15 protein-coding genes are annotated in these 19,655 nt (G+C 61.6%); 1 reads left to right on the forward strand and 14 read right to left on the reverse strand.

Annotated features, from left to right (window positions below):
- Nucleotides 1-28 precede the first annotated feature (28 nt).
- Nucleotides 29-2,779: a WecB/TagA/CpsF family glycosyltransferase gene (locus JOF46_RS19165; protein WP_209910194.1), complete on the forward strand. Its 2,751-nt coding sequence runs from the start codon at nt 29-31 to the stop codon at nt 2,777-2,779.
- Nucleotides 2,780-3,193: 414 nt separating this feature from the next.
- On the opposite strand, the gene JOF46_RS19170 is transcribed toward JOF46_RS19165, so the two are convergent.
- The 14 genes from JOF46_RS19170 to JOF46_RS19235 form a co-directional block, all read right to left on the reverse strand.
- Nucleotides 3,194-4,273, reverse strand: coding sequence for an acyltransferase family protein (locus tag JOF46_RS19170; RefSeq protein WP_209910195.1), 1,080 nt, complete (start codon nt 4,271-4,273; stop codon nt 3,194-3,196).
- A gap of 63 nt (nt 4,274-4,336) precedes the next feature.
- On the reverse strand, nt 4,337-6,373 hold the full coding sequence (locus JOF46_RS19175) for an O-antigen ligase family protein (RefSeq protein ID WP_209910198.1): 2,037 nt from the start codon (nt 6,371-6,373) through the stop codon (nt 4,337-4,339).
- Nucleotides 6,374-6,381: 8 nt separating this feature from the next.
- Nucleotides 6,382-7,143: a hypothetical protein gene (locus JOF46_RS19180; RefSeq protein ID WP_209910201.1), complete on the reverse strand. Its 762-nt coding sequence runs from the start codon at nt 7,141-7,143 to the stop codon at nt 6,382-6,384.
- Between the two features lie 101 nt (nt 7,144-7,244).
- Complete coding sequence (locus JOF46_RS19185) at nt 7,245-8,117, reverse strand: glycosyltransferase (RefSeq protein WP_209910203.1); 873 nt, start codon at nt 8,115-8,117, stop codon at nt 7,245-7,247.
- Complete coding sequence (locus tag JOF46_RS19190) at nt 8,114-9,361, reverse strand: hypothetical protein (RefSeq protein WP_209910206.1); 1,248 nt, start codon at nt 9,359-9,361, stop codon at nt 8,114-8,116. Before JOF46_RS19190 ends, JOF46_RS19185 begins: the two co-directional genes overlap by 4 nt.
- Nucleotides 9,362-9,429: 68 nt before the next feature.
- Nucleotides 9,430-10,569, reverse strand: coding sequence for a glycosyltransferase family protein (locus JOF46_RS22785; protein WP_209910209.1), 1,140 nt, complete (start codon nt 10,567-10,569; stop codon nt 9,430-9,432).
- On the reverse strand, nt 10,566-11,831 hold the full coding sequence (locus JOF46_RS19200; RefSeq protein WP_209910212.1) for a glycosyltransferase: 1,266 nt from the start codon (nt 11,829-11,831) through the stop codon (nt 10,566-10,568). Before JOF46_RS19200 ends, JOF46_RS22785 begins: the two co-directional genes overlap by 4 nt.
- Entirely contained in the window at nt 11,828-13,303 is a 1,476-nt protein-coding gene (locus JOF46_RS19205; RefSeq protein WP_245348195.1) for an oligosaccharide flippase family protein, read from the reverse strand. Before JOF46_RS19205 ends, JOF46_RS19200 begins: the two co-directional genes overlap by 4 nt.
- A 1-nt stretch (nt 13,304) precedes the next feature.
- Nucleotides 13,305-14,429 carry a DegT/DnrJ/EryC1/StrS family aminotransferase gene (locus tag JOF46_RS19210; protein WP_209910215.1) on the reverse strand — a complete coding sequence of 375 codons (1,125 nt, stop codon included), beginning with the start codon at nt 14,427-14,429 and terminating at the stop codon, nt 13,305-13,307.
- Nucleotides 14,426-15,631 (reverse strand): glycosyltransferase, encoded by a 1,206-nt coding sequence (locus JOF46_RS19215; protein ID WP_209910218.1) that lies wholly within the window; start codon nt 15,629-15,631, stop codon nt 14,426-14,428. The genes JOF46_RS19210 and JOF46_RS19215 overlap by 4 nt, the downstream gene beginning before the upstream one ends.
- Before the next feature lie 2 nt (nt 15,632-15,633).
- Nucleotides 15,634-16,323, reverse strand: coding sequence for a NeuD/PglB/VioB family sugar acetyltransferase (locus tag JOF46_RS19220; RefSeq protein ID WP_209910221.1), 690 nt, complete (start codon nt 16,321-16,323; stop codon nt 15,634-15,636).
- A 3-nt stretch (nt 16,324-16,326) separates the two neighbouring features.
- Nucleotides 16,327-17,493, reverse strand: a complete 1,167-nt coding sequence (locus JOF46_RS19225) for a DegT/DnrJ/EryC1/StrS family aminotransferase (protein ID WP_245348196.1) — start codon at nt 17,491-17,493, stop codon at nt 16,327-16,329.
- Nucleotides 17,490-18,539 carry an NAD-dependent epimerase/dehydratase family protein gene (locus JOF46_RS19230; protein ID WP_209910224.1) on the reverse strand — a complete coding sequence of 350 codons (1,050 nt, stop codon included), beginning with the start codon at nt 18,537-18,539 and terminating at the stop codon, nt 17,490-17,492. Before JOF46_RS19230 ends, JOF46_RS19225 begins: the two co-directional genes overlap by 4 nt.
- Nucleotides 18,540-18,572: 33 nt before the next feature.
- Nucleotides 18,573-19,646: a Gfo/Idh/MocA family protein gene (locus JOF46_RS19235; protein ID WP_209912068.1), complete on the reverse strand. Its 1,074-nt coding sequence runs from the start codon at nt 19,644-19,646 to the stop codon at nt 18,573-18,575.
- Nucleotides 19,647-19,655 lie beyond the last annotated feature (9 nt).

Raw genomic sequence — 19,655 nt, forward strand, 5'->3', positions numbered from 1 at the left:
TCTCGTGTGAACTGCCTTGGGGGGCGCAATGCAACAGGTCGATCTCGTCGGTGTCATCGTTGACCTTTTGGACCTTGATGATGCGTTGGATCGGGTCACCGAACGGGCACGTTCCTCCGAACGGGTAGATGCCGGCCATCGCCCGCTGTCGGTGGTGTCGGCCAATCTGGATCACATCGCGCAATTCGGCCGTCTCGGGCGCTGGTATGACACATTGGATTACTCGCTGGGCATGCCGGTCTCGGGTTCGGCCACTTCGGTGCGGCACGGGACCAACGGAGATGACTGGCTTGTTCTGCTTGACGGAGCACCGCTGGTTGCCGAGGCAACGCGGCTGACCGGAAAGACCTGGCCCCGGCTCGCGGGCAGCGACATCATCGGCCCGCTTCTGGACCGGGCGGAGAGCGAAGGGTTAAGCGTCGGCTTCCTGGGTGGGTCCTATGTGGTTCAGCGGGTGCTCTCCCGCACCGTCACCAGAAACCGCCCCAATCTCAAGGTCAGCGGCTATTGGGCACCGGACCGCAAGGATCTCGTGGATCACCAGGCCTCGCTTGGGTTGGCTGAGTCCATCAGGTCGTCGCACACGCAGATACTGGTTGTCGGGCTGGGCAAACCGCGCCAAGAGCTTTGGATGGCCAAATACGGTCTTGCCACCGGGGCAAACGTCTTGTTGGCTTTTGGCGCCGTCGTGGATTTCCTTGCCGGAAGCATTCAACGCGCACCCAATTGGGCAAGTGCAAACGGCTTGGAGTGGGCATGGCGCTTGGCACTTGAACCCAGGCGGCTGGCACGCCGCTACCTAGTGGACGATCCACCCAGTCTTCTGCGGCTGAAGAAAGAGAGTCGGCTCCTGCCCGCGCCGAAACCCGCACTTCAACCTTCCTCGGACTCCCCGGAACACAGCCTCAAGGATCTGCTCCCGATGTCCCGGGAGACGGAGACTCCCGGACGATTTGCCGCATCCGGCCAACACGCCGATGTTGCGGTCCTTGCCGTCACCTACAACAACGAAGACACCGTCGAGGACCTGGTGTCGAGTCTCCGGGAGCAAGCCAATGGCCTGAGCCTCCGCGTCGTGGTCGCCGACAACGGCTCGAACGACGCGACGCTCGAGCTGCTCTCCATGCATGACGACGTCATGGCCGTTTCCACGGGAGGAAACCTCGGTTATGCCGGTGGCCTCAACGCCGTGATGCGGCATGCCGGGGACTGCGAGGCCGTTCTGGTTCTCAACCCGGATCTCCGCGTCGAACCCAATGCGATCGCTCTGCTCATGGATCGCATGCGCCGCTCTGGTGCCGGGATCGTCGTGCCCCAGCTACTGGAATCGGACGGGTCGACCTACGTGTCGCTGCGCAGGGAACCCAGCATCGCGACGGCAGTGGGTGATGCGCTTTGCGGAGCCAGGTTCACCGGCAGGCCGGGCTGGGCATCCGAGCTGGACTACGATGCCGAGAGCTACCAGCATCCCCACCGCATTGACTGGGCCACCGGGGCCGCGCTGCTCATCGAGTCCTCGCTGGCCAAGCGGCTGGGTGCGTGGGATGAACAGTTCTTCCTGTATTCCGAAGAGGTCGACTATTTCCGGCGTGCCCGCGAAGGCGGTGCGAGCATCTGGTACGAACCCGCGGCGCGCATGACGCACCACATGGGTGGCTCCGGCTCCTCAGCATCCTTGAACGCGTTGATGTCCATCAACCGCATCCGCTATGTCCGCAAGTATCACGGGAAGAACTACGCCAGCGGTTTCCGTTCGGCGGTCCTGCTGGCCGAAGCGTTGCGCGTCTACAAGCCCAGCCGGCGCGGAATCCTGAGAACCTTGCTTGATGAGAACAGCTGGGCCGACCTGCCTCGGCCAAGCGCCGGCGCCCAGCAATCACCCAGCGCCGATTTCCCCTCCGGGACCGTCATCATCCCGGCACACAACGAGGCCACCGTCATCGCACGCACCCTGGAGTGCCTGGCCGAACTGGCATCGACCGAGGCGGTGGAAGTCATTGTCGCCTGCAACGGGTGCTCCGACGAAACGTTCCGGATTGCTTCGTCCTTCCCGGGTGTCAGGGTCATCGAGGTCGATGCCGCGTCAAAGGTTGCAGCATTGAACGAAGCGGATGAGATGGCCACCAGGTGGCCTCGCGTATATCTGGATGCCGACATCGAGATGACTCCAACCGCATTGAAAATGGTCTTGGACCGGCTCGCGAACAGCGACGTCCTTGCCGCTCGGCCTGCATTTGAATACGACGATTCGCAGGCAGCCGCCCCGGTGAAATCCTTCTACAGGGCACGACGCAGGATTCCCGCCACGAATCAGGCCCTGTGGGGAGCCGGAGTCTACGGGTTGACCGAGGCAGGACACGCGAGATTTGGAAAGTTCCCGGATTTGACGGCCGATGACCTCTTCGTCGACCAGCAGTTCGAGCCGTGGGAGAAGGCGATACTCAACACTCCCCCGGTTCGTGTGGTGACACCCCGTACTGTCGAAAGCCTGTTTGCAATCTTGCAGCGCAATTACCGGGGGCAGCAGGAGTTTGTGCGTCAGCAGGCGGATGCAAAGAATTCCGTTGGACCGGTGCCCACGACTTTCCTGGGCAGCGGAGACACCGGGTCGAGGAGAACGGTGCGCCAGCTCATTGGCTCCGTTCGCGGGCCCGTGAGCGCATTCGACGCCTTGGTCTATGCGTCGTTCGTGGTGCGCGCCAGGCACAAGCAGAAGCGTGCATCTTTGGTCTCCCCCGGCTCCATGTGGGAGCGCGACGAAAGCAGCCGGGCGGTCTAGAACCCTGGCTCCAGGAGCCCAGCCCAGCTGTCGCCGACGGACGGCAAACGTAGTTGTTGTTGTCCAGTGGTATGGCCACGCTCGATCACGGCCGCCTTGGCGACGATCAGTCACGTTGCGCTGGCGATGACTCCGCGATCTATCCGCTCGTGGTGGGCCTTGAGGACCAACCGTCGCCGGGCTTGTTGGTTGCCGCTACTACGTGGCCAAATTAAGTGACGAACCCATTTCCTGGTCGTCGCAGCTCTCCTCCCACCGGCAGACCAGAACCAAGCCAGCCCTAAATTTTTCCAAGGCGGTTGCAAGGGCGCTCAGAGCATTGCCGCCTCCAGCTCACCAGGCCGAGCCACGATTGCCCAAACACCTCGAATCTGAACACCTATTCATGCAGTTGCATCCTTCGGAAGCAATCGCTTAGCCGGTCCTATCAGGCTGCTTATCAAATCGACGCTTCAACCGCAGCAGCGGTTTCTCTACGTAGGTAAAGGAGATTGCGGGAATGATGAAGCAGACGGCCAGTTTCGCGGCAACGCCCGGCAAACTGGAACCCATGAAGGTCATAACCGCAATCAGCGGAAGATTCCAAAGATATATCCCATATGAACGCTGCCCAATCCAAACCATAGGCCTGGTGGATAACAGTCGACTGAACAACCCATATTCCTGTTGATCCAAATGCAATATAAATATAGCCGTCATGACTCCAATCATGATGTTCCCACCGTAATTGTAAAAATCAAAATTCAGCAAATTCTTGATCAACTCATAGCCAACAAGAAACAAGATGGCAAACCATGCGACTAGCGAAGGAACTCTGCTACCCGCCTTCGACACCAGGATCGCGGCGCCACACCCGATCAGAAGCTGAGCAGATCGCGTGTCCGGGGCATAGTGCAGCCGCTCTACACTCCAATCGAAGACGACGAAGGCGACCAAGGGATAGGTGGTGGCGATCAGGATCAGCAAAACCACTGACGCTTTAAAGAACTTGGAAAAACGAAAGAGTAGAACCAGAACCAACGGCCAAACAAAGTAGAAGTGCTCCTCCACGGATAAGGACCAAGTTGGTAGCATGGCACCCAAATCCGCTATCGAAAATGCCGTAAACCAACTCGACGAATACGTAACGGCAGCAAATATTCCAAAAAGAGTTTCATCGTGCTGCGGAAGGCCAGGAATCAGGGAATATACAACCAAGAGAACCACGCACGCGAGAAAAAGAGCGGGGAACAGTCGAAGGGCCCTGCGCATGTAGAATCTTTTGAATGAAAACTTCTTATTAACCTTCAACTCTTTCATAATTATTCTGGTTATCAAGAATCCGCTCAAAACGAAGAAAATATCTACGCCAATGAACCCACCTGGCAGAAGCTCCGGACGCGCATGAAACACCATAACGCTCATGACTGCGATGGCACGCAACCCGTCAAGTTGTGGCTGATAACCCGTGGTTGAGCGAATCAATGCTTCGTCTTGCGCGCTGCTCCGCGTCATGATGCTCTTCCTTTGTTTTACCGACCGTCTATGATGGCTGGTTGCTTTTGCGCTCTGCCTTGTTCAGTTTTTCGTAGTGGTTCTTTCCTGCAATCGCACTGCACCAACAGTGCTTCGTTTTGCCCTGATCCTGCGGATTTGGCGAAGCACACGATCAGAGATAATGGCACCGGACACAGCGACTCCCACACCCAGCACCCCAATGACACCCAAGGCGTATTTAGTCCTCACATTCACATAGGTCACCGACGGCGTCGAGGGGCTCCGCTCCGTGGCAATCTGTGATTTCTTCCATACGCCTGACTCGTCCTGCGGCCCCTTTGCCGTGGCCGTGATGTCTTCGGTGATCGAATCCGCGGTGGTGAGCACGACTTCCGGGTTCTCCTTGACGATCTCCACGGTAAGGGTGGGACTGTTGAAGTTCGTTTGCCACTGACCGCCGGCACTGGGCAGGTAAACGGCCACTGCATCTCTTAGTCCTGTGCCATAGAGCGGGGCACGGGTGGGAAGGATGGGTGCATTGGGATGTTTTCCCTCGTACATTCTTTGGATGAGGGCGGCATAGTGGACAGTCGAGAACGCTTCGGTTCGCAGTGCGTTGCCCTCGGTTGCACCGTTCGGGGCTTGGAAATCGATATTGAACTTCGTGTAATAGACCCCGGGGACCTTCATGGCAAGCTGCGCAGCGGGAGCCACCAGGGCCAGTAAGAGGATCGCCACGTACCATCGACGCCTCAGTGCACCGCTTACCCGGCTCAGGCCCGTGTGCTCGTCGGTACCGTGGCCGTGGTTCGCGGGGTCGGCAAGTTCAGGTGAAACTTCCTGGCTGATATTCCAATGCGCTCCGCATAGCCCAAGCATCAGGAAGAGCATGCCCACCGACTGCGGAAAATGGAATGCGTCAAAGAATGCGCACAGCAGCGAGCCTGCCAATACCGCCCCGCAGAGGGCAGGTCCCAGGGCACCGATCAAGGGATCGGGTTTACGCCGTCGCATGAAGGTGGTCAGCATGGCAACGCCGATCAACCCGAGAAACGCCAGAAGCCCCACGATCCCGACCTCGATCAGGAGTCCGATGTACTGGTTGTCGAAGATCCTGTACTCGGGGCTCATGGTTCCTAACCCACGGCCGAAAAATGGGGATGCTTCCACGTATCCCCCGACGACTGCGAAGCTGTCCGTACGCGAGTCAACACTGGGATCTGAACCTGAGAACATCCCGATAATGGTGCCGCTGAGACCCGGGACCAAGAAGTAGAGCACGACGGAACCTGCGAGACCGGCCCATACGGCCATCCGTCGCACATTCTTTTCCCAGGTTGGAACAAGGATCACCAAAACAGCCACGATGCCCAAGAGGGCCGAGCGAGTAACGGACAGGAATGCAGCCATTAATATTGCGGCCACGGGGAACCAGCGAGCAATTACCGATCTCTTAGTTTCACGAATGGCCAGGGTGAGCGCGATCGGAAGAACCATCGACAGCACGGCCGCATATTCTAGGGCATGGCGGGCGGTGGATTCCGGTCGTACAAATCCGCCCCTGGAGTCAACACCGCCGCTTCCCCCTGAAGAAAGCCCTGGGATCGAAACGGAGTCCACGATGTTCAGGCCCGTGAAGAACTGTATTAGGCCCAGCGTCGCGTAGCAGCCCCCAAAAAAAGCAATTCTTCTGAGCAGAACCAAGAACCGCTCCCGATCCGCAATCCCGTCATTCGTCACCAGAAGCACGCCAGCGAACGATGCCATGTTGATCAGGTTCATGTTTGAGGAATTGCCATCAACGAAAGGCAACGCGTGCAGGGCGCCGACGACGTAGCTGGCTAGAACGCAGCCAATGAAGACAAACATCATGATGCGGACCGGCTGGACCCGCCTAAATTCGTTGGGCCGCAGTTGTCGAATGTGGTGCCAGACCCACCAGAGAAGCATCACGAGGGCAAAAAGCGATGACACAGATCCGGCGGCGCCCAGGGCCGCGATTCCGCGGTCGGAGGGAATCGCAAGCAGGAGAAACAGATAAATGGACAAGACCGTCGTGGCATCGGGGGACTGATATGTCCCTGACCCGGCGGGCCTCCTGGCTTCCGAGGTCTTCATGGTGGACGTCAAGTTCCTACGTCTGCTGCTGGCGGGTCGGATTCGCCTCTGTCATTCAGCCCATGGGGCGGCCTCAAAGATCCTTTCCTCTTGCCATCCACGTTCTTGATCTCGATCTTGCCGATATTCTCGTCCCCGACGGGTGACAGACGCGTAAACGTTTCTGCTTCAGCGGACTTTGCTTCCTTTTTGGCCTTGCGCCGGTTGATCAAGCGGTCGAGAAAGCCTGTTCCCAGCAATGACAGGCTTGCCCCGCCCGCTGCGACAATCATCGTCATCTGTAACTGTTTCTTGGCAACCTTGGTTGGCTCGTGGTCGGATGAAAGCTCCATGACGGTAATCAATGATGGTTTCGGGACCTGAAGTTCTTTCTGCAGGGTCGCCAGCGTCTTGGGCACCAAGGAAATAGACTCGGCAAGAAGTTCCATGGTGTCATCGGCGTCGTCGGCGGAGACCTTGATTGCAATGATCGGCCCGGACGTCGTGGCATCCTTGGCAATCGATAGCTCGGCCCCCGGAAACTTGTCCGTCAAGGACGCAGATTCGGACGGGGACGCTACTTTGACTTGCAAGACACCCAACGCCTGGTCCAAACCACCAAGGTAGAGGTATGGGTTCTCTCCGACAGTCACTGCCACCTTGGGAGGGATCAACACCATGCTGGCATTTGCCTCATATGTTGGTGAGATCATTCCGAAGACCAAAAAAGTGGCCACACCGGTCACGATCAAGCCAACCAACAGAAAATACCAGCGTTTTAAGCTGCTCAAAATTAGGTCTCGCACAAACATCAGTTAGCCCCCAAGCACTGTGCCATCACTATAATCCACCCTAACTTGCCCGTTTGGTCATTGCACTAGCTCCAGACTCATCATTTTCGAATTAGTGCCCTCATTGGCAAGGAGGTCTTGATCTTGTCCAAGGCTTCCTTGCCGCCAATGAGCAGCGCTATCTTCTTTGCCAAGCCACGTCCCCATTCCCGAAGGTATCGCATGGGTATCCCCACAAGGTTCTCCTTGAGCATCTCCAGTGGTTTGGGTTCGGCTATTTCGGCAAGCCCTCCGGCGAAGCTACTGCGGTAACTCCCTGCTGATACAAGTCGTCCACGGACCCTGTTGCTGACGTTCCCCGAATGAATTACCTGCAACCATCCAGGCCCGCCGGCAAGCTCCTTGACCTGCATGTGTTCGTGAAGCAAGTTGTGCCAGTCAACCCAGCACGTCTTGGGGTCGCTCCATCCCTCGCTGACGGAGCAAAACGCATTGTCCGCGTCGTTCCTCAGATACAGATTCGCATCATGTTGAATCAACCCCACCGGTATATAGACGGCGGTTCTCGTTTCATCCACGATGGAGGCCTGCAACCGTTCGATGAAGTCCATAGACAGGCCATCATCGTTGTCGAGGTTGGTGGTCAACAAGATATTTGTGTCGGGACTTCGTGTGCTTCGGACATCCGATATCAGGTCTTCGGGCGAGACCTCGTCCCGGTAGATGGGGATGAAAGTGCCGGATGCACTCAACTCTGAGACTCGCTTCTTGAGCCAGTCCGGTGACTGCGTATCAAAGTAGATAATCCATGAAAAGTTCTGGTTCGTTTGCAATTTCACGCTCGGAAGGCAGTATTTCTCGAAAAGGATCTGTCGGTCCCGAAGCCAGCCTTCCTTGGCCCGGATGAGACTTTCCACCCCGGCTGTGGGGAGGTTGAATCGTGTGAGGATCACGTGATCAATCTTGTTGTTCATAGTTTCACCTTGTAGATGTGATAGGCGGATTCCCCTTTGAACGTGTCGGTGAACCGTCCGTCTGAGTCCACCTCCAGATTCCTGGATTCGAAGAGGACTTCGACGTTTCGATCCGAAACCCCCTCGGGCAATGTGAATTGTCTCTTGCCGGGCTGGCTGCCGGGGCTGAGCATGGAAAAAATGTAAGCATCACCGTTGCTGACTTTCAGCATCGTGTCGAGATCCTTTCCAAACCCGAATTCCAGGCTTTGCGTGTTGATCACTGGTGCCAATCGATGAATCTCGTTGTTCACCTGCTTGGCGGCATCCACCTGGGCGGCCCCACAGAAATTGGGCAGAACCTGATCAAGCCGAAAGACATTACTGCCCTTGCAGGGCCCGGCAAAGCTCTGGTTGAAATAGAGGATCCCGCGGGCCTCATGAATGATGGAATTCATGACGGCCCCGCGCAATTGATCGGGCTGGATGTAGTTTGTGAATGCGGCTTCATTGTCGGTTCCCCCCATATTCTCAATGAACTGCCACAGCGGCTGAAGCTTCCCGTCGACAGCATCGCGCATGCGCAATGCATCCATGGTCTTGCCGTAGCTGGATGAACTTCGACAGGACGCCGCGTCAACCGGAACCAAAGACACATCCCGATAGGGCTCGTTTGAACAATGAGGGATCGAGTACCAGTATTTGTCGACGGAAACCGCGTCGGTGTAATCGTTGATGTATTTCTCCGAGGCGTCCCTCGGCAAGTCGTTTTCAAGGACCATGTAGGTGAAATTGGCATAGGTAAAAAGCCCATCGGGCACCTGATCCTTGATCTCTTGGAGATGGGCGCGGCCTTCTTTCGGTTCAAACCGACCGTCGACCTCGTCGTCCAGAATGTAACCCACCCAGCTCTTGGTCTCCGCGGTAAAGGTTTCGTTGAGGGCGCGCCCGATCCAGAAAACACCCGCCTCATCCAGCAGGGATGCGTCCAACGTGTCAGGCATCCCGATGTAGGTGTTGATTCCCAGCGATTTGTCGAATTGGACTTCCTTTTCATCTGAAACCCCGTTGTACCAAGCCACGATCGGAAAGAAACTTGGATCGGTCCATCCGCCCGCCTTGGCCTTGGGAAATTGGTTCCAATATGCGGGCCCCCCTTCCCAGGCGACCAACGGCAGACCCAAGGCACCAAACTCCGGGGCCTTGGCCTCGGTGGGGTAATCGCGAACCGAAAAGGTGCAGGCAGTCAACACCAGGCCAAGCAAGACGCCAAGAACCGCGCCACGAAGCGCATGTCCACGGGTTGCAGTTGCGTATGGATTCCGAACGGATCTCATGTGCTTCCGCCCGCGATGAGCGCCAGCAGTTCCCGTGCCCGAGCGTCCCAGGTATGTTGGTTGGCGAAATCCCGGCGTTCCTGCGCATCCGAGAACCTGTATTCGGTGTCGATGGCATTTCTGACACTTCGAACAAACTCTTCGGGCGACCGGACGACCTTGATCAAATGGCTGCCCAGCCAGCGGACGGCGGGAAGGTCCGTGGCGATCACCGGCAAACCGGCGGCAAGGTAATCCAAGGTCTTGATCGGGAAACTGGATCGATTGAAATCGTTATCCGCATACGGAGTGATCCCTACGGAGAATTCCTCAATCTCCTGGCACAGCAAAGCCTCGGGCATTTCGCCGCGCCACACGACATTCTTGGATTCCAGGAACCTGTCAAGCCGCCCACTGGTATCGGGGCTTCGGTCACGGCGAGGCCCAATGACTTCCACTCGGACGCCGCTGTCGGCGAGCGCTTCAAGGTAGTCCATGTCGAGCCGCTCATTGAGCTGTCCCACCAAGCCGGCTACCGGGCGGCGCGCGGAAGCCCTCTCCTCGGAACGCATACCCTGCGCGGCACACCCATTGGGAAGGACCACGACCTTCTTGGCGCTTTGTCGTTCAAGGAGCTCGGCCAGATAGGGCGATACCGCACTGATCACATCCGCGTCGTGCACATTGGCGTCCAGGGTTTTCCTGACGGCATTTTTCGACAACCCCATCAGCTCCGCCCCCGCTTCCCAATCATCGGTGACGTGCAAGATGTTGATTCCCGGTACGGTCCGCGGGAACCTTTCGCGTGGAGACAAGACGATTTTCGCGACGGATTCAATATTGAGTTCTGTCAGGGCAAGGCGGATTGCGCGTGCCTGAAGCGACGTGGCAACAGACCGAATGACCACGCGGGTGAACCCGGGTGGAACAACAACCCGCAGGCGCAGCAAATCGGGTCGCAGCCCGTCGATCTCGAATCCGGGAAACAGAGCCGGCTTTCCTTCCGAGGCAGGTCCGGCGAACGGTACCGGCGGATCCACCCACAGCACGCGCGTTCGCTTGGCCAGCGCTTCCGCCAGCCGATGATCGGTGCCGCGAGTGTCCTCCCAACGGCTTCCGGCAATGACGACAACCATTGCCGGGTTTTCCGCGTTCACGCCCTCACCTCTGTCCTGGCACCGGCGGGCCCTGCGGTTACCGGGGTTGCATTGAAGTCATCGCGGCTGACTTTTCCACCGAACCTTGCTGCGGAGCGTTGAAGGTTGTACCTGGCAAACCCCATCGTGGCCCGAATCATTGACTCCCAATAGTCTCCGAGGCGTATTTGTCTTTCCAACGCGGCACGGTAGAAACGGACCTGCCGTTCCGCCCCGGCCTCAAGCGAAAATCGCTCACGGACGGTGGCGAGCGAAAAGTTCGCGCACTCCGCGCGCACCTCGTCGTCCTCCAGCAACGTGGACAGCCTGTCGAACAGTCTCTGTTCACCACCGGCGGCACCAGTACCGACGCCATACCAGCCTTGCCATAGGAATTCGGGCAGTGTTTCCACTCGCAACGTCTCCCAGTAGCCCTTTTCCCCCTGCACGATCAACGGCTTTCGGAACGCCATGGCCCGAAGTGCTGACCCTCCCATGCCCAGGACCACGTCGGCCACTTGGTAGGCGGGGCGGGGGTCCTCGAGCTGTCCGGTGAGCACGATCATGTCCTTGCCCATTCGTTTGTTGGCCCGGTGGACAGCCTCGCGCACCTCATCACCGGCAGGTCCATCGCCGACGATCAGCAGCTGCAGCGGGCGTGCCTCGTTGCAGCGTTCCACGACAGCGATGGCAGCCAGGATTCCCTCCAGCTTCATTTCGTGGGCCAGCCGGGACACGATCGAGATGACGGGCACGCGCGGGTCAAGCTTCCACGTGGCTGCGAAGGCATCGGTTCCGACATCGATTTCCGGTGTGTTCAGTATTGTGTCAACCGGCGGTTCCATGAGACCGACAAGCGACCGCTTGGAGTCTCGTTCGACGGCGGCTATTTGTTCGGTTCCCACCATCAGCGGGACGTGTCTCGGGATGAAGGGTGCCACCGACATCGAAAGGACCGTGGAAACTGCCTTTGCCCGGTGCTTGTATCCCAGGGCCAACGTCGTTTCCAGTGCCGGGGGCCACTCGTAGCCATGGACGATGTCGATCCCGCGTTCCGCAACCAGCCGGCGCAAAGCACCGACGATCGAGGGGGTTGGACGGATCCTGGCCCGCGGGGCCTCAACGAATTCCAGCCCCAGCTCGGCCACCCGTTCCCTGAGTACACCGTCGTGTCCGAAGACGATCACCTCGTGCCCCAACTTCTTGACTTGGGCGGCGAGTTCGATGGCATTGAGCTGGCTTCCACCCATATTCATGTCGTGTGGATATACCAGGATCTTCATGATGCCTTCTCCTGGCTCGTGGACAGCCCACCGATGGATTTCAAGAACCTCAAGTCGTTCCGTCGCAAATACAACAGCACGGAAATCAGGCCGATCGCCATGGATCCGCTGAGCGGCAGGGATATCCAGGGGTTCAGGATCACGTTGGAAATCATCCAGGCAAAGGCCCCTGATCCGATACCCGCCAGGAACGGGACGGAAAGGCTGCGCAAGACGGTTCCAACACCGATGCCGATCTTGCGCAGTTGCCACAGATAAAGCGGCAGGACCACCACGACGCTGACCACGGCCTGGGCCATCGCCACGCCCGCCAGCCCGCCGAAATGCGCGCCCAGGAGCAATGCCGGTATCAGGACCGCCAGGCTGCAGCACTGGATCAGGAAGACCACGCCGGTGCGACCCAGCACCACGATGTAGTCATAGATCAGCTCATTGAAGATCTTGCACAGGGCAGCAATCACCAGCCAGGAGAGGGCCGCGGCCGCGGGCAGCCAGACCTCTCCGTAGACGAGCCTGACCAACGGGCGCGAGGCACCTGCGATGGCGAAGAACGCCGGGATGGTCGCCGCTCCCACCACGCCGAAAAGCACAATCACCGACTGCCTCATGCGGGCCGGGTCACCCTGCACCGAGGCGAATGCCGCAGGGGCAACCCGGCGCAATGGTTGCGACACGATGCTGACCGGCCAGCTCGACAGGTTGAACGCCAAGACGTAGAAGCCCAGGACCGTCGCGCCCAAGATGGATCCTGCCACCAGCTGGTCGGTGTATCCGACGGCGAAGACAATGATGCTGGTTCCCGCCAGCGGCAGGCCGAAGCGCATCAGGGGCATGGCGAATTCCCTGGACCAGCCCAGGCGGTAGGGCAGCGGGGAGGCCTTGATGAACATGGCCCCGGACAGGAGGGCGCCCAGCAACCTGCCGATGGCCAGTGCCATGGCACCCATCCCCGTCAGGGCCAGGCCCAGGGCCACCAATGCCCCGACCCACACGTTGACCTGGTCGATCCCCATGCGCGTGCGTTCGCGGAAGTTGCGCTGCAGCAGCGCCGCGGGGCCGGCAACCGCCCCATTGACCAAGACGCTGAGGATCAAGATCCTGACCACGCCGGTGGCCTCGGGGTTTCCCATGAGGGCGGTGAAGGCCGGAGCACCGATCCATCCGAGCGCAGCAATGATGCTGCTGGAAACCACTGAGATCGTGTTCACCGTCGGTGCGATCTGCGCCGGGTCGGTGGGCCAGCGCACGATCGCCAGGCTCACACCGAGCTCGTTGAAGCTCAGCACCGCCATGAGCGCAACCAGGGCCACGGCGAACGTGCCGAATTGCTCGGGCCCCAGAACACGAGCCAACACGATCCCGATGCCCAGCGTGCCGAACCTCGAGGCGATGGTGTTCACCAGGCTCCACCCGAAGGCGCTCGAGGCCCCTGGCACCGAGTCTTGGAGCTTGCGCTGGTTGGTGGCGGTCATCTCAGCCCAGTGCCTTGGCCAGCTCGTTGACGACGTGTTCCTGGATCTCGGCCGTGATGTGCGGGTACAGCGGCAGCGACAGGATGCGGGTTGCCGCGAGCTCAGAGACGGGGAAGCTGCCCGCCGGCCGGCCAAGCGACGCGAATGCCTTGGTCAGGTGCAGCGGGTAGGGATAGTGGATCCCCGCCCCGATGCCCGCCTCGTTCAGCGTCTTCAGCACCCGGTCGCGCTCGGGAACCCGGATGACATACAGGTGCCAGACATCCTCGTTGCCCGGGGCGCTGCGCGGAACCACGACTCCCGGAAGCTTGTGCAGCAGTTCGGCATACCGTTCGGCGGCAAGCCTGCGCTGCGCATTCCAGCCTGCAAGCCTTGTGAGCTTGGCGTTGAGCACCACGGCCTGGACGGTGTCCATGCGGGCGTTGAAGCCCACGACATCGTGCTCGTACTTGGCCGCGCTTCCGTGCGCCCCGAGGATCCGTGCGCGTTCGGCGAGCGCCGGGTCATTGGTGATCACGGCCCCTGCGTCGCCGGCCGCCCCGAGGTTCTTGCCCGGGTAGAAGCTGGTCCCCGCGGCAAGGCCGATGGTTCCGGCTGCCCGCCCATGCCGTCTCGCGCCCTGTGCCTGGGCGGCATCTTCGATGATGGCCAGGTCGTGGGCTGCGGCGACGGGCTCAAGCGTTTCGATGAAGGCGCTCTGGCCGTAGAGGTGGACCGGCATGATGGCCCGGGTCCGCTCGGTGACGGCGTCCGCGACGGCGGCCGGGTCGATGAGCAGGTACTCGGGGTCGACATCGACGAGCACCGGAACGGCACCGATGCGGCAGACGGCCTCGGCTGTGGCAATGAACGTGTTGGCCGGCAGGATGACCTCGTCCCCTGCCTCGATGCCGGCGGCCCGCAACGCGAGCTCCAGGGCATCGGTGCCGTTACTGGCCCCGAGGCAGTGTCGTGCCCCGAGGAAGTCCGCGTAGGCGCGTTCGAAGTCCGCCACCTGGTGTCCGCCGATGAACGAGGTGTTGCCAAAGACCTCGGCAAGCCCCTGGGTGACTTCGTCGTTGATTTCCGCTTGCTGCGCCCGCAGGTCCACCAGTGGGATGCTGCGCGTGGCTGGTTCGGTGTTCATAGGTCCACCCCGCTGTGGCTCCATTTTTCGCGTTCGGTCGGTGCCCCGGATTTCATCGCCGTGCGGAACCGGGACACCTCGAAGGCCGAGCGCAGCAGGGAGCGGGCACGCGTGCCCGCCGAGGTGCTGCCGCGATGGGCCAGCAGGTCGAAATAGATCTTGGCCAGTTCGTTGGCGCTGCGATCCAGGCTGTAACGGGACTCGACCAAGGTGCGGCCGAAGGCACCCAGCCGAACGCGCAGATCGGGATCGGCAAACAGGGCCAGCAGTGCGGCTTCGAGGTCCGCGACCCCGCGACCCCCGTACCCGAACCATCCCTCGGACAGGAAATGCTCGGCGTTTTCCTCGGTGAGGGTCTTCCAGTAGCCGGCTTCCCCCTGCACGATCAGTGCCTTTGCGTGGGCCATGCCCTTGATGGCCGAGGTGCCCATGCCCAGGACGATGTCGGCGGCGGCGTAGGCGGGGCGCGGATCCTCCAGGTAGCCAAGCGCATCAACGACGATGCGCCCGTGCGCCTTGTTGATCTCCCAGGCACGTTCCCGCACCTGTTCCATGCCGTCCCCGTCTCCGGCGATCAGCAGGCGCACCGGGTGTTCTTCCGCCAGGCGGTCGACCAACGCGATGGCGCTGAGGATGCCCTGGAGTTTTTCCAGCTCGGTGCTCAGCATGGAGACGACCGAGACGACCAGTTCCCCGTCCGCGATGCCAAGCTGCCGCCGGGCCCCGGCCGCGTCGACGGTGGTGTTGGCTTGCACGTCCACGGGTGGTTCCAGCAGGAACGCGGTGCGCTGCTGCCAGGCCAATTCGCTGGCCATTGCCGGGGTCCCCACGATGATGGGCAGGTGCCGGGGCAGGAATTCGGGCACATGCATGGACATGACCGAGGCCACCACGGGGGTGCTGTTGCGGATTCCCGCCGAGAAGCTTGCCGCGAGGCTGGGTCCCCATTCGTAGGCGTGGACCACGTCGATGCGGTGTTCGTCGATCAGCCGGTTCAGTTCGAGGCGCCATTGCTTGGCGTTCCCGGTCCCGGGTGCCTCGGCATAGGGGATCCCCAGGTCCCGGACCATGGACACCAGCACCCCGTCAGGGGCATAGATGACCACCTCATGGCCAAGCTCCCTGACCTTTCCGGCCAGTTCGATGGCATTGAGCTGGGAACCTCCCATGCCCATGTGGTGTGGGCAAACCAGGATCTTCATGACTATCGCTCCCCCGCGGTCTCGGCCAGCGCATGGCGCTGCATGCTTGACGTGTTGAATGGTGCCGGGCCCAGCCGGTGCGCCGGATTCCCGGCCCAGGTGCAGTTGGCCGGCTGGTCCTGGAGCAGCACGGCGCCCATGCCCAGGACCGCACCATCACCGACCTCCAGGTCCTGCCGCACACTGGCGTTCATCCCCAGGTAGGCGGCGGCCCCGATGCAGGTTCCCCCGCCCAGGACGACGCCTGCGGCCAGGGTTGCATAGTCTCCCAGGTGGTTGTCGTGGGTCAGTACCACCCGGGGCATCAGCACCACATGCGCCCCGACGGTGACATCGCAGGTCAATACGCATCCGGGCAGGACGATACTGCCGGGGCCCAGCGAGCACCCGACGCCCACGCTGGCGCTGCGGCTCACGTGGCCGGCGTATCGTTCCGGCCCGACTCCCAGTGTCCGCAGCCGGTGCACGATGCCGCGGCGAACCTGGCCATTGCCGGCACACACCAGCAGCAGTTCGCTGCGTTCCGCGGCCAGGGCGATGCCGCCCAGCACCCGGACCCCGGCCACCAGGTGGCCGTGCAGTGCAGTGAAGTCATCGAGCATGCCGACCACCTCGTGGTCGCCCGTGTCTGTGATGGATGAAGCGGTCTCCCGCGCCAGTCCCCCGGCGGCCAGCAGCAAGATCCGAGACATGGCCTACTCCTTGGGGTTTGCCAGCGCGTCGATGACGCGTTGCTGGTCGGTGTCGGAGAGTTGGTGGTACAGGGGCAGGATCAGCGTGTTTCGGGTCAGCCGGTCCGTCACCGGCAGTCCGCCGCTGGCCACGTGGGCGTAGGCGGGTTGCTGGTGCGCGGCCATGATGCCGCGTCGGGCGGAAATCCCGAGCCTGCCCAGGTGTTCGAGCAGTCCCTCGCGATCCAGCGGGTATTCGGGCAGCACCTCGAGCCAGCAGGACTGGAAGTTGGAAGTTCCGTGTTCCGGGTCCCGCACCAGTTCCAACCCGGCGATCACCTCCAGCGCGTCCCGGTACCGTTGCACCAGTTCGCGGCGGCGGGCCACCATCGCATCCAGCTTGCCCAGCTGCACCAGGCCCATGGCCGCCTGCAGGTCGGTCATGCGGTAGTTGTATCCGATCTCCGCATAGCTTTCGGCCGGGGCGACGAGTGCAGAGTGGCGTTCGGCGGCTGAGACTCCCATGGCATGTTCACGCAGGGTCCGGGCGCGGGCGGCCCACGCCTCGTTGTTGGTGGTGAGCATCCCGCCCTCGCCGGTGGTCAGCAGCTTCCGGGGGTGGAAGGACCAGGCGCTGACATCCGCCCCGCGACCCACCGGTTCACCGCGGTAGGTGGATCCCGCGGCGCAGGCGGCGTCTTCGATGAGTTTCAACCCGTGGCTGTCGCACCAGTGGCGGATGGGCGACAAATCGACAGGAATCCCGCCCTGGTCGACGACGATGACGGCGGTCGTCGCCACGGTCAGCCCCCGCTCGAGGGTTTCAACGGTGACGTTTCCGGTGCCGGGCTCCACGTCGACGAAGACGGGGTGCGCACCGACATAGGTCGGCGCGTTGGCCGTGGCGATGAAGGAGAAGGATGGAACCAGGACGTCGTCACCGGCCTTCACCCCGGCCACGAGCAAGGCCAGGTGCAGCGCGGTGGTGCAACTTGAGGTGGCTACCGCATGTGCCGCCATCTGGTGCTTGGCAAACGCCGCTTCGAAGGCTGCGGTCCTCGGGCCCTGGGCCACCCAACCCGAGGCCACGACCTCCGCGATGGCCTGGGCTTCCTCCTCGCCCAGCCATGGCTTCATGACATTGATGCGTTCAAGGGTTGCCGGCGCGGCGACCGACGGGACGGTGTTCATTTCAGCCCCGCCCCCGTCTTGGATCCGGCCAGGCGGCCAGCAGCGACTTCCTCGCGCAGCGGTTCCCACCAGGTAACGAGCCTGCGCAGGCCTTCCTCGAGCCCCACCTTGGCGGTGAACCCGAGATCGCGTTGCGCCGCCGAGGTGTCGGCCAAACGGCGGGCAACCCCGTTGACGGCGCGTTCGGGCCCGTGCTCCACTTCCAGGTCAGACCCCATGACCTTCAGCAGCGCCTCTGCGAGCCCCAGCAGGCTGGTCTCGGTGCCGCTGGCGATGTTGTAGGTGCCCTCGTTGATGCCGCTGGCGGCAGCCAGGAGGTTGGCGCGGGCAATGTCCCGGGTGAACACGAAGTCCATGGTTTGGTCCCCGGTGCCGAAGATCAGCGGCGGCAGCCCGTCGGCGATGCGTTCCATCCAGCGAACCAGCACCTCGGTGTAGGCGCCGTGCACGTCCATGCGCGGCCCGTAGACGTTGAAGTAGCGCAGGGCGACGTAGTTGGTGCCGTACATGGCCCGGAAGGCGCGCAGCATCCCTTCGTTGAAGGTCTTTGCGGCCCCGTAGAAGGTGTCGTTGTTGTAGGGGTGGTGGCGCTCGGTGGTGGGGAAGTTCTCGGCCTGGCCATAGACCGAGGCGCTGGAAGCCACGACGAGCTTGGGCACCCTGGCCCGCGCCGCTGCCTCCAGGACGTTGAATGTCCCATCGACAAGCACCTCCAGGGCCAGGCGCGGCTCTTCGGCGCATTGCGTGATGCGGATGGCTGCTTGGTGCAAGACGACGTTCTTGCCCTCCACCAGGTCGCCCACCAGCTTCGTGTCGGCCAGGTCCCCCTCCACGAGGGTGCAACGTCCCGTGGCCAGTGCCCCGGCCAGGTTGCTGCGTCGGCCGCGGACCAGGTTGTCCAGCACATCCACGTGCCCGGCCCCGGCGGCCAGCAGCTGGTCGACGATTTCCGAGCCGATGGTTCCCGCGCCCCCGGTGACCAGGTATTTCCCGCCTGCCAGGACGGCCGTGTCAATTGCCCGGCCGCCGGTGATGTCCTCGTTCATGATGCCCCCAGTTTTTCTTGTTCTGTCCTTGTGTTATTTGGCCTCTTCAAGGCGCATCGCTTCTCCTTGCACCCGAGCTCGGCGCCCGCCCTTTGCAAGGCTGCGGCTAGTGGCTTCCAGGACCGAAAGGACCCGCATCGCCGCCCGGCCGTCGGTCGGCGATGCCAGGCCTTGGCTGATGCTGGAGTGGAACTGCTTCACCATCGCCCCCAATGGCTCGAATTCCTCAAGCGCCGGGGACCAGGTGTCGCCCAGGCGATAGGAGATGGAGGCGTTGCGCCGGTGGGCGCTGTCCTCGTTGGTCAGTTCCTGGGCCTGCAGGTCAACGCCGCGGTCGTAGATGCTCAGGCGCTGTTGCGGATTCAGGTCGTCCCACACCAAGGTCCGCTTGGACCCGCCGACGACCATCCGCCGGATCTTGGTCGGGCTGAGCCAGTTCACGTGGATGTGTGCCAGTCCGCCGCCGGGCAGCGGCAGGGACAGGTACCCCACGCAGGCCTTCCCGGCCCCGAGCGGGTCGGCCGACTGCGCCGTCACCGTCAAGGGACTAAGCCCCTCGGGAAGGATGAAGTCCAGGATGGACAGGTCATGCGGCGCCAGGTCCCAGAACACGTCGACGTCGGGCTGGATCAGCCCCAGGTTGATGCGGACCGAATCGATGTAGAGGATCTCCCCCAGGTCCCCGTCGGCAATGAGCTGACGCATCTTCATCACCGCGGGGGTGTAGCAATACGTGTGGTCGGCCATCAGCACGAGCCCGCGGTCGTGTGCGGTGTCGACCATTTCCTGGCCGGCGGTCCCGCGATCGGCCAAGGGCTTTTCCACCAGTACATGCTTTCCGGCCATCAGTGCGGCCATGGCAATGGCCGAGTGGGTGCGGGCGGGAGTGGCGATGGCTACGGCGTCGAGTGCATGTTCCTCGAGCAGTTCGGTGACATCCGGAACCACCGCGGGGTGGCCCACCTTGGCGGACAGTGCCGTGGCACGTTCGGTGTCCAGGTCGCAGATCGCCACCAGGTTCCACAACGGCGAGGCGGAAAGGTTGCGGGCCAGATTCGGTCCCCAGTATCCGGCCCCAATGACCGCGATGTTCAACGGCTGACCCATGTTCGACAT

The sequence above is a fragment of the Paeniglutamicibacter psychrophenolicus genome (assembly GCF_017876575.1).
Lineage (GTDB): Bacteria > Actinomycetota > Actinomycetes > Actinomycetales > Micrococcaceae > Paeniglutamicibacter > Paeniglutamicibacter psychrophenolicus.

Excerpts from the sequence above, each read along its gene's own strand:
- JOF46_RS19230 (WP_209910224.1), bottom strand. The coding sequence starts at position 18,539 with ATGAACGAGGACATCACCGGCGGCCGGGCAATTGACACGGCCGTCCTG.
- JOF46_RS19215 (WP_209910218.1), bottom strand. The coding sequence starts at position 15,631 with ATGAAGATCCTGGTTTGCCCACACCACATGGGCATGGGAGGTTCCCAG.
- JOF46_RS19205 (WP_245348195.1), bottom strand. The coding sequence starts at position 13,303 with ATGACCGCCACCAACCAGCGCAAGCTCCAAGACTCGGTGCCAGGGGCC.
- JOF46_RS19235 (WP_209912068.1), bottom strand. The coding sequence starts at position 19,646 with ATGGGTCAGCCGTTGAACATCGCGGTCATTGGGGCCGGATACTGGGGA.
- JOF46_RS19170 (WP_209910195.1), bottom strand. The coding sequence starts at position 4,273 with ATGACGCGGAGCAGCGCGCAAGACGAAGCATTGATTCGCTCAACCACG.
- JOF46_RS19200 (WP_209910212.1), bottom strand. The coding sequence starts at position 11,831 with ATGAAGATCCTGGTATATCCACACGACATGAATATGGGTGGAAGCCAG.
- JOF46_RS19175 (WP_209910198.1), bottom strand. The coding sequence starts at position 6,373 with ATGAAGACCTCGGAAGCCAGGAGGCCCGCCGGGTCAGGGACATATCAG.
- JOF46_RS19220 (WP_209910221.1), bottom strand. The coding sequence starts at position 16,323 with ATGTCTCGGATCTTGCTGCTGGCCGCCGGGGGACTGGCGCGGGAGACC.
- JOF46_RS19165 (WP_209910194.1), top strand. The coding sequence starts at position 29 with ATGCAACAGGTCGATCTCGTCGGTGTCATCGTTGACCTTTTGGACCTT.
- JOF46_RS19210 (WP_209910215.1), bottom strand. The coding sequence starts at position 14,429 with ATGAACACCGAACCAGCCACGCGCAGCATCCCACTGGTGGACCTGCGG.
- JOF46_RS19185 (WP_209910203.1), bottom strand. The coding sequence starts at position 8,117 with ATGAACAACAAGATTGATCACGTGATCCTCACACGATTCAACCTCCCC.
- JOF46_RS19225 (WP_245348196.1), bottom strand. The coding sequence starts at position 17,493 with ATGAACACCGTCCCGTCGGTCGCCGCGCCGGCAACCCTTGAACGCATC.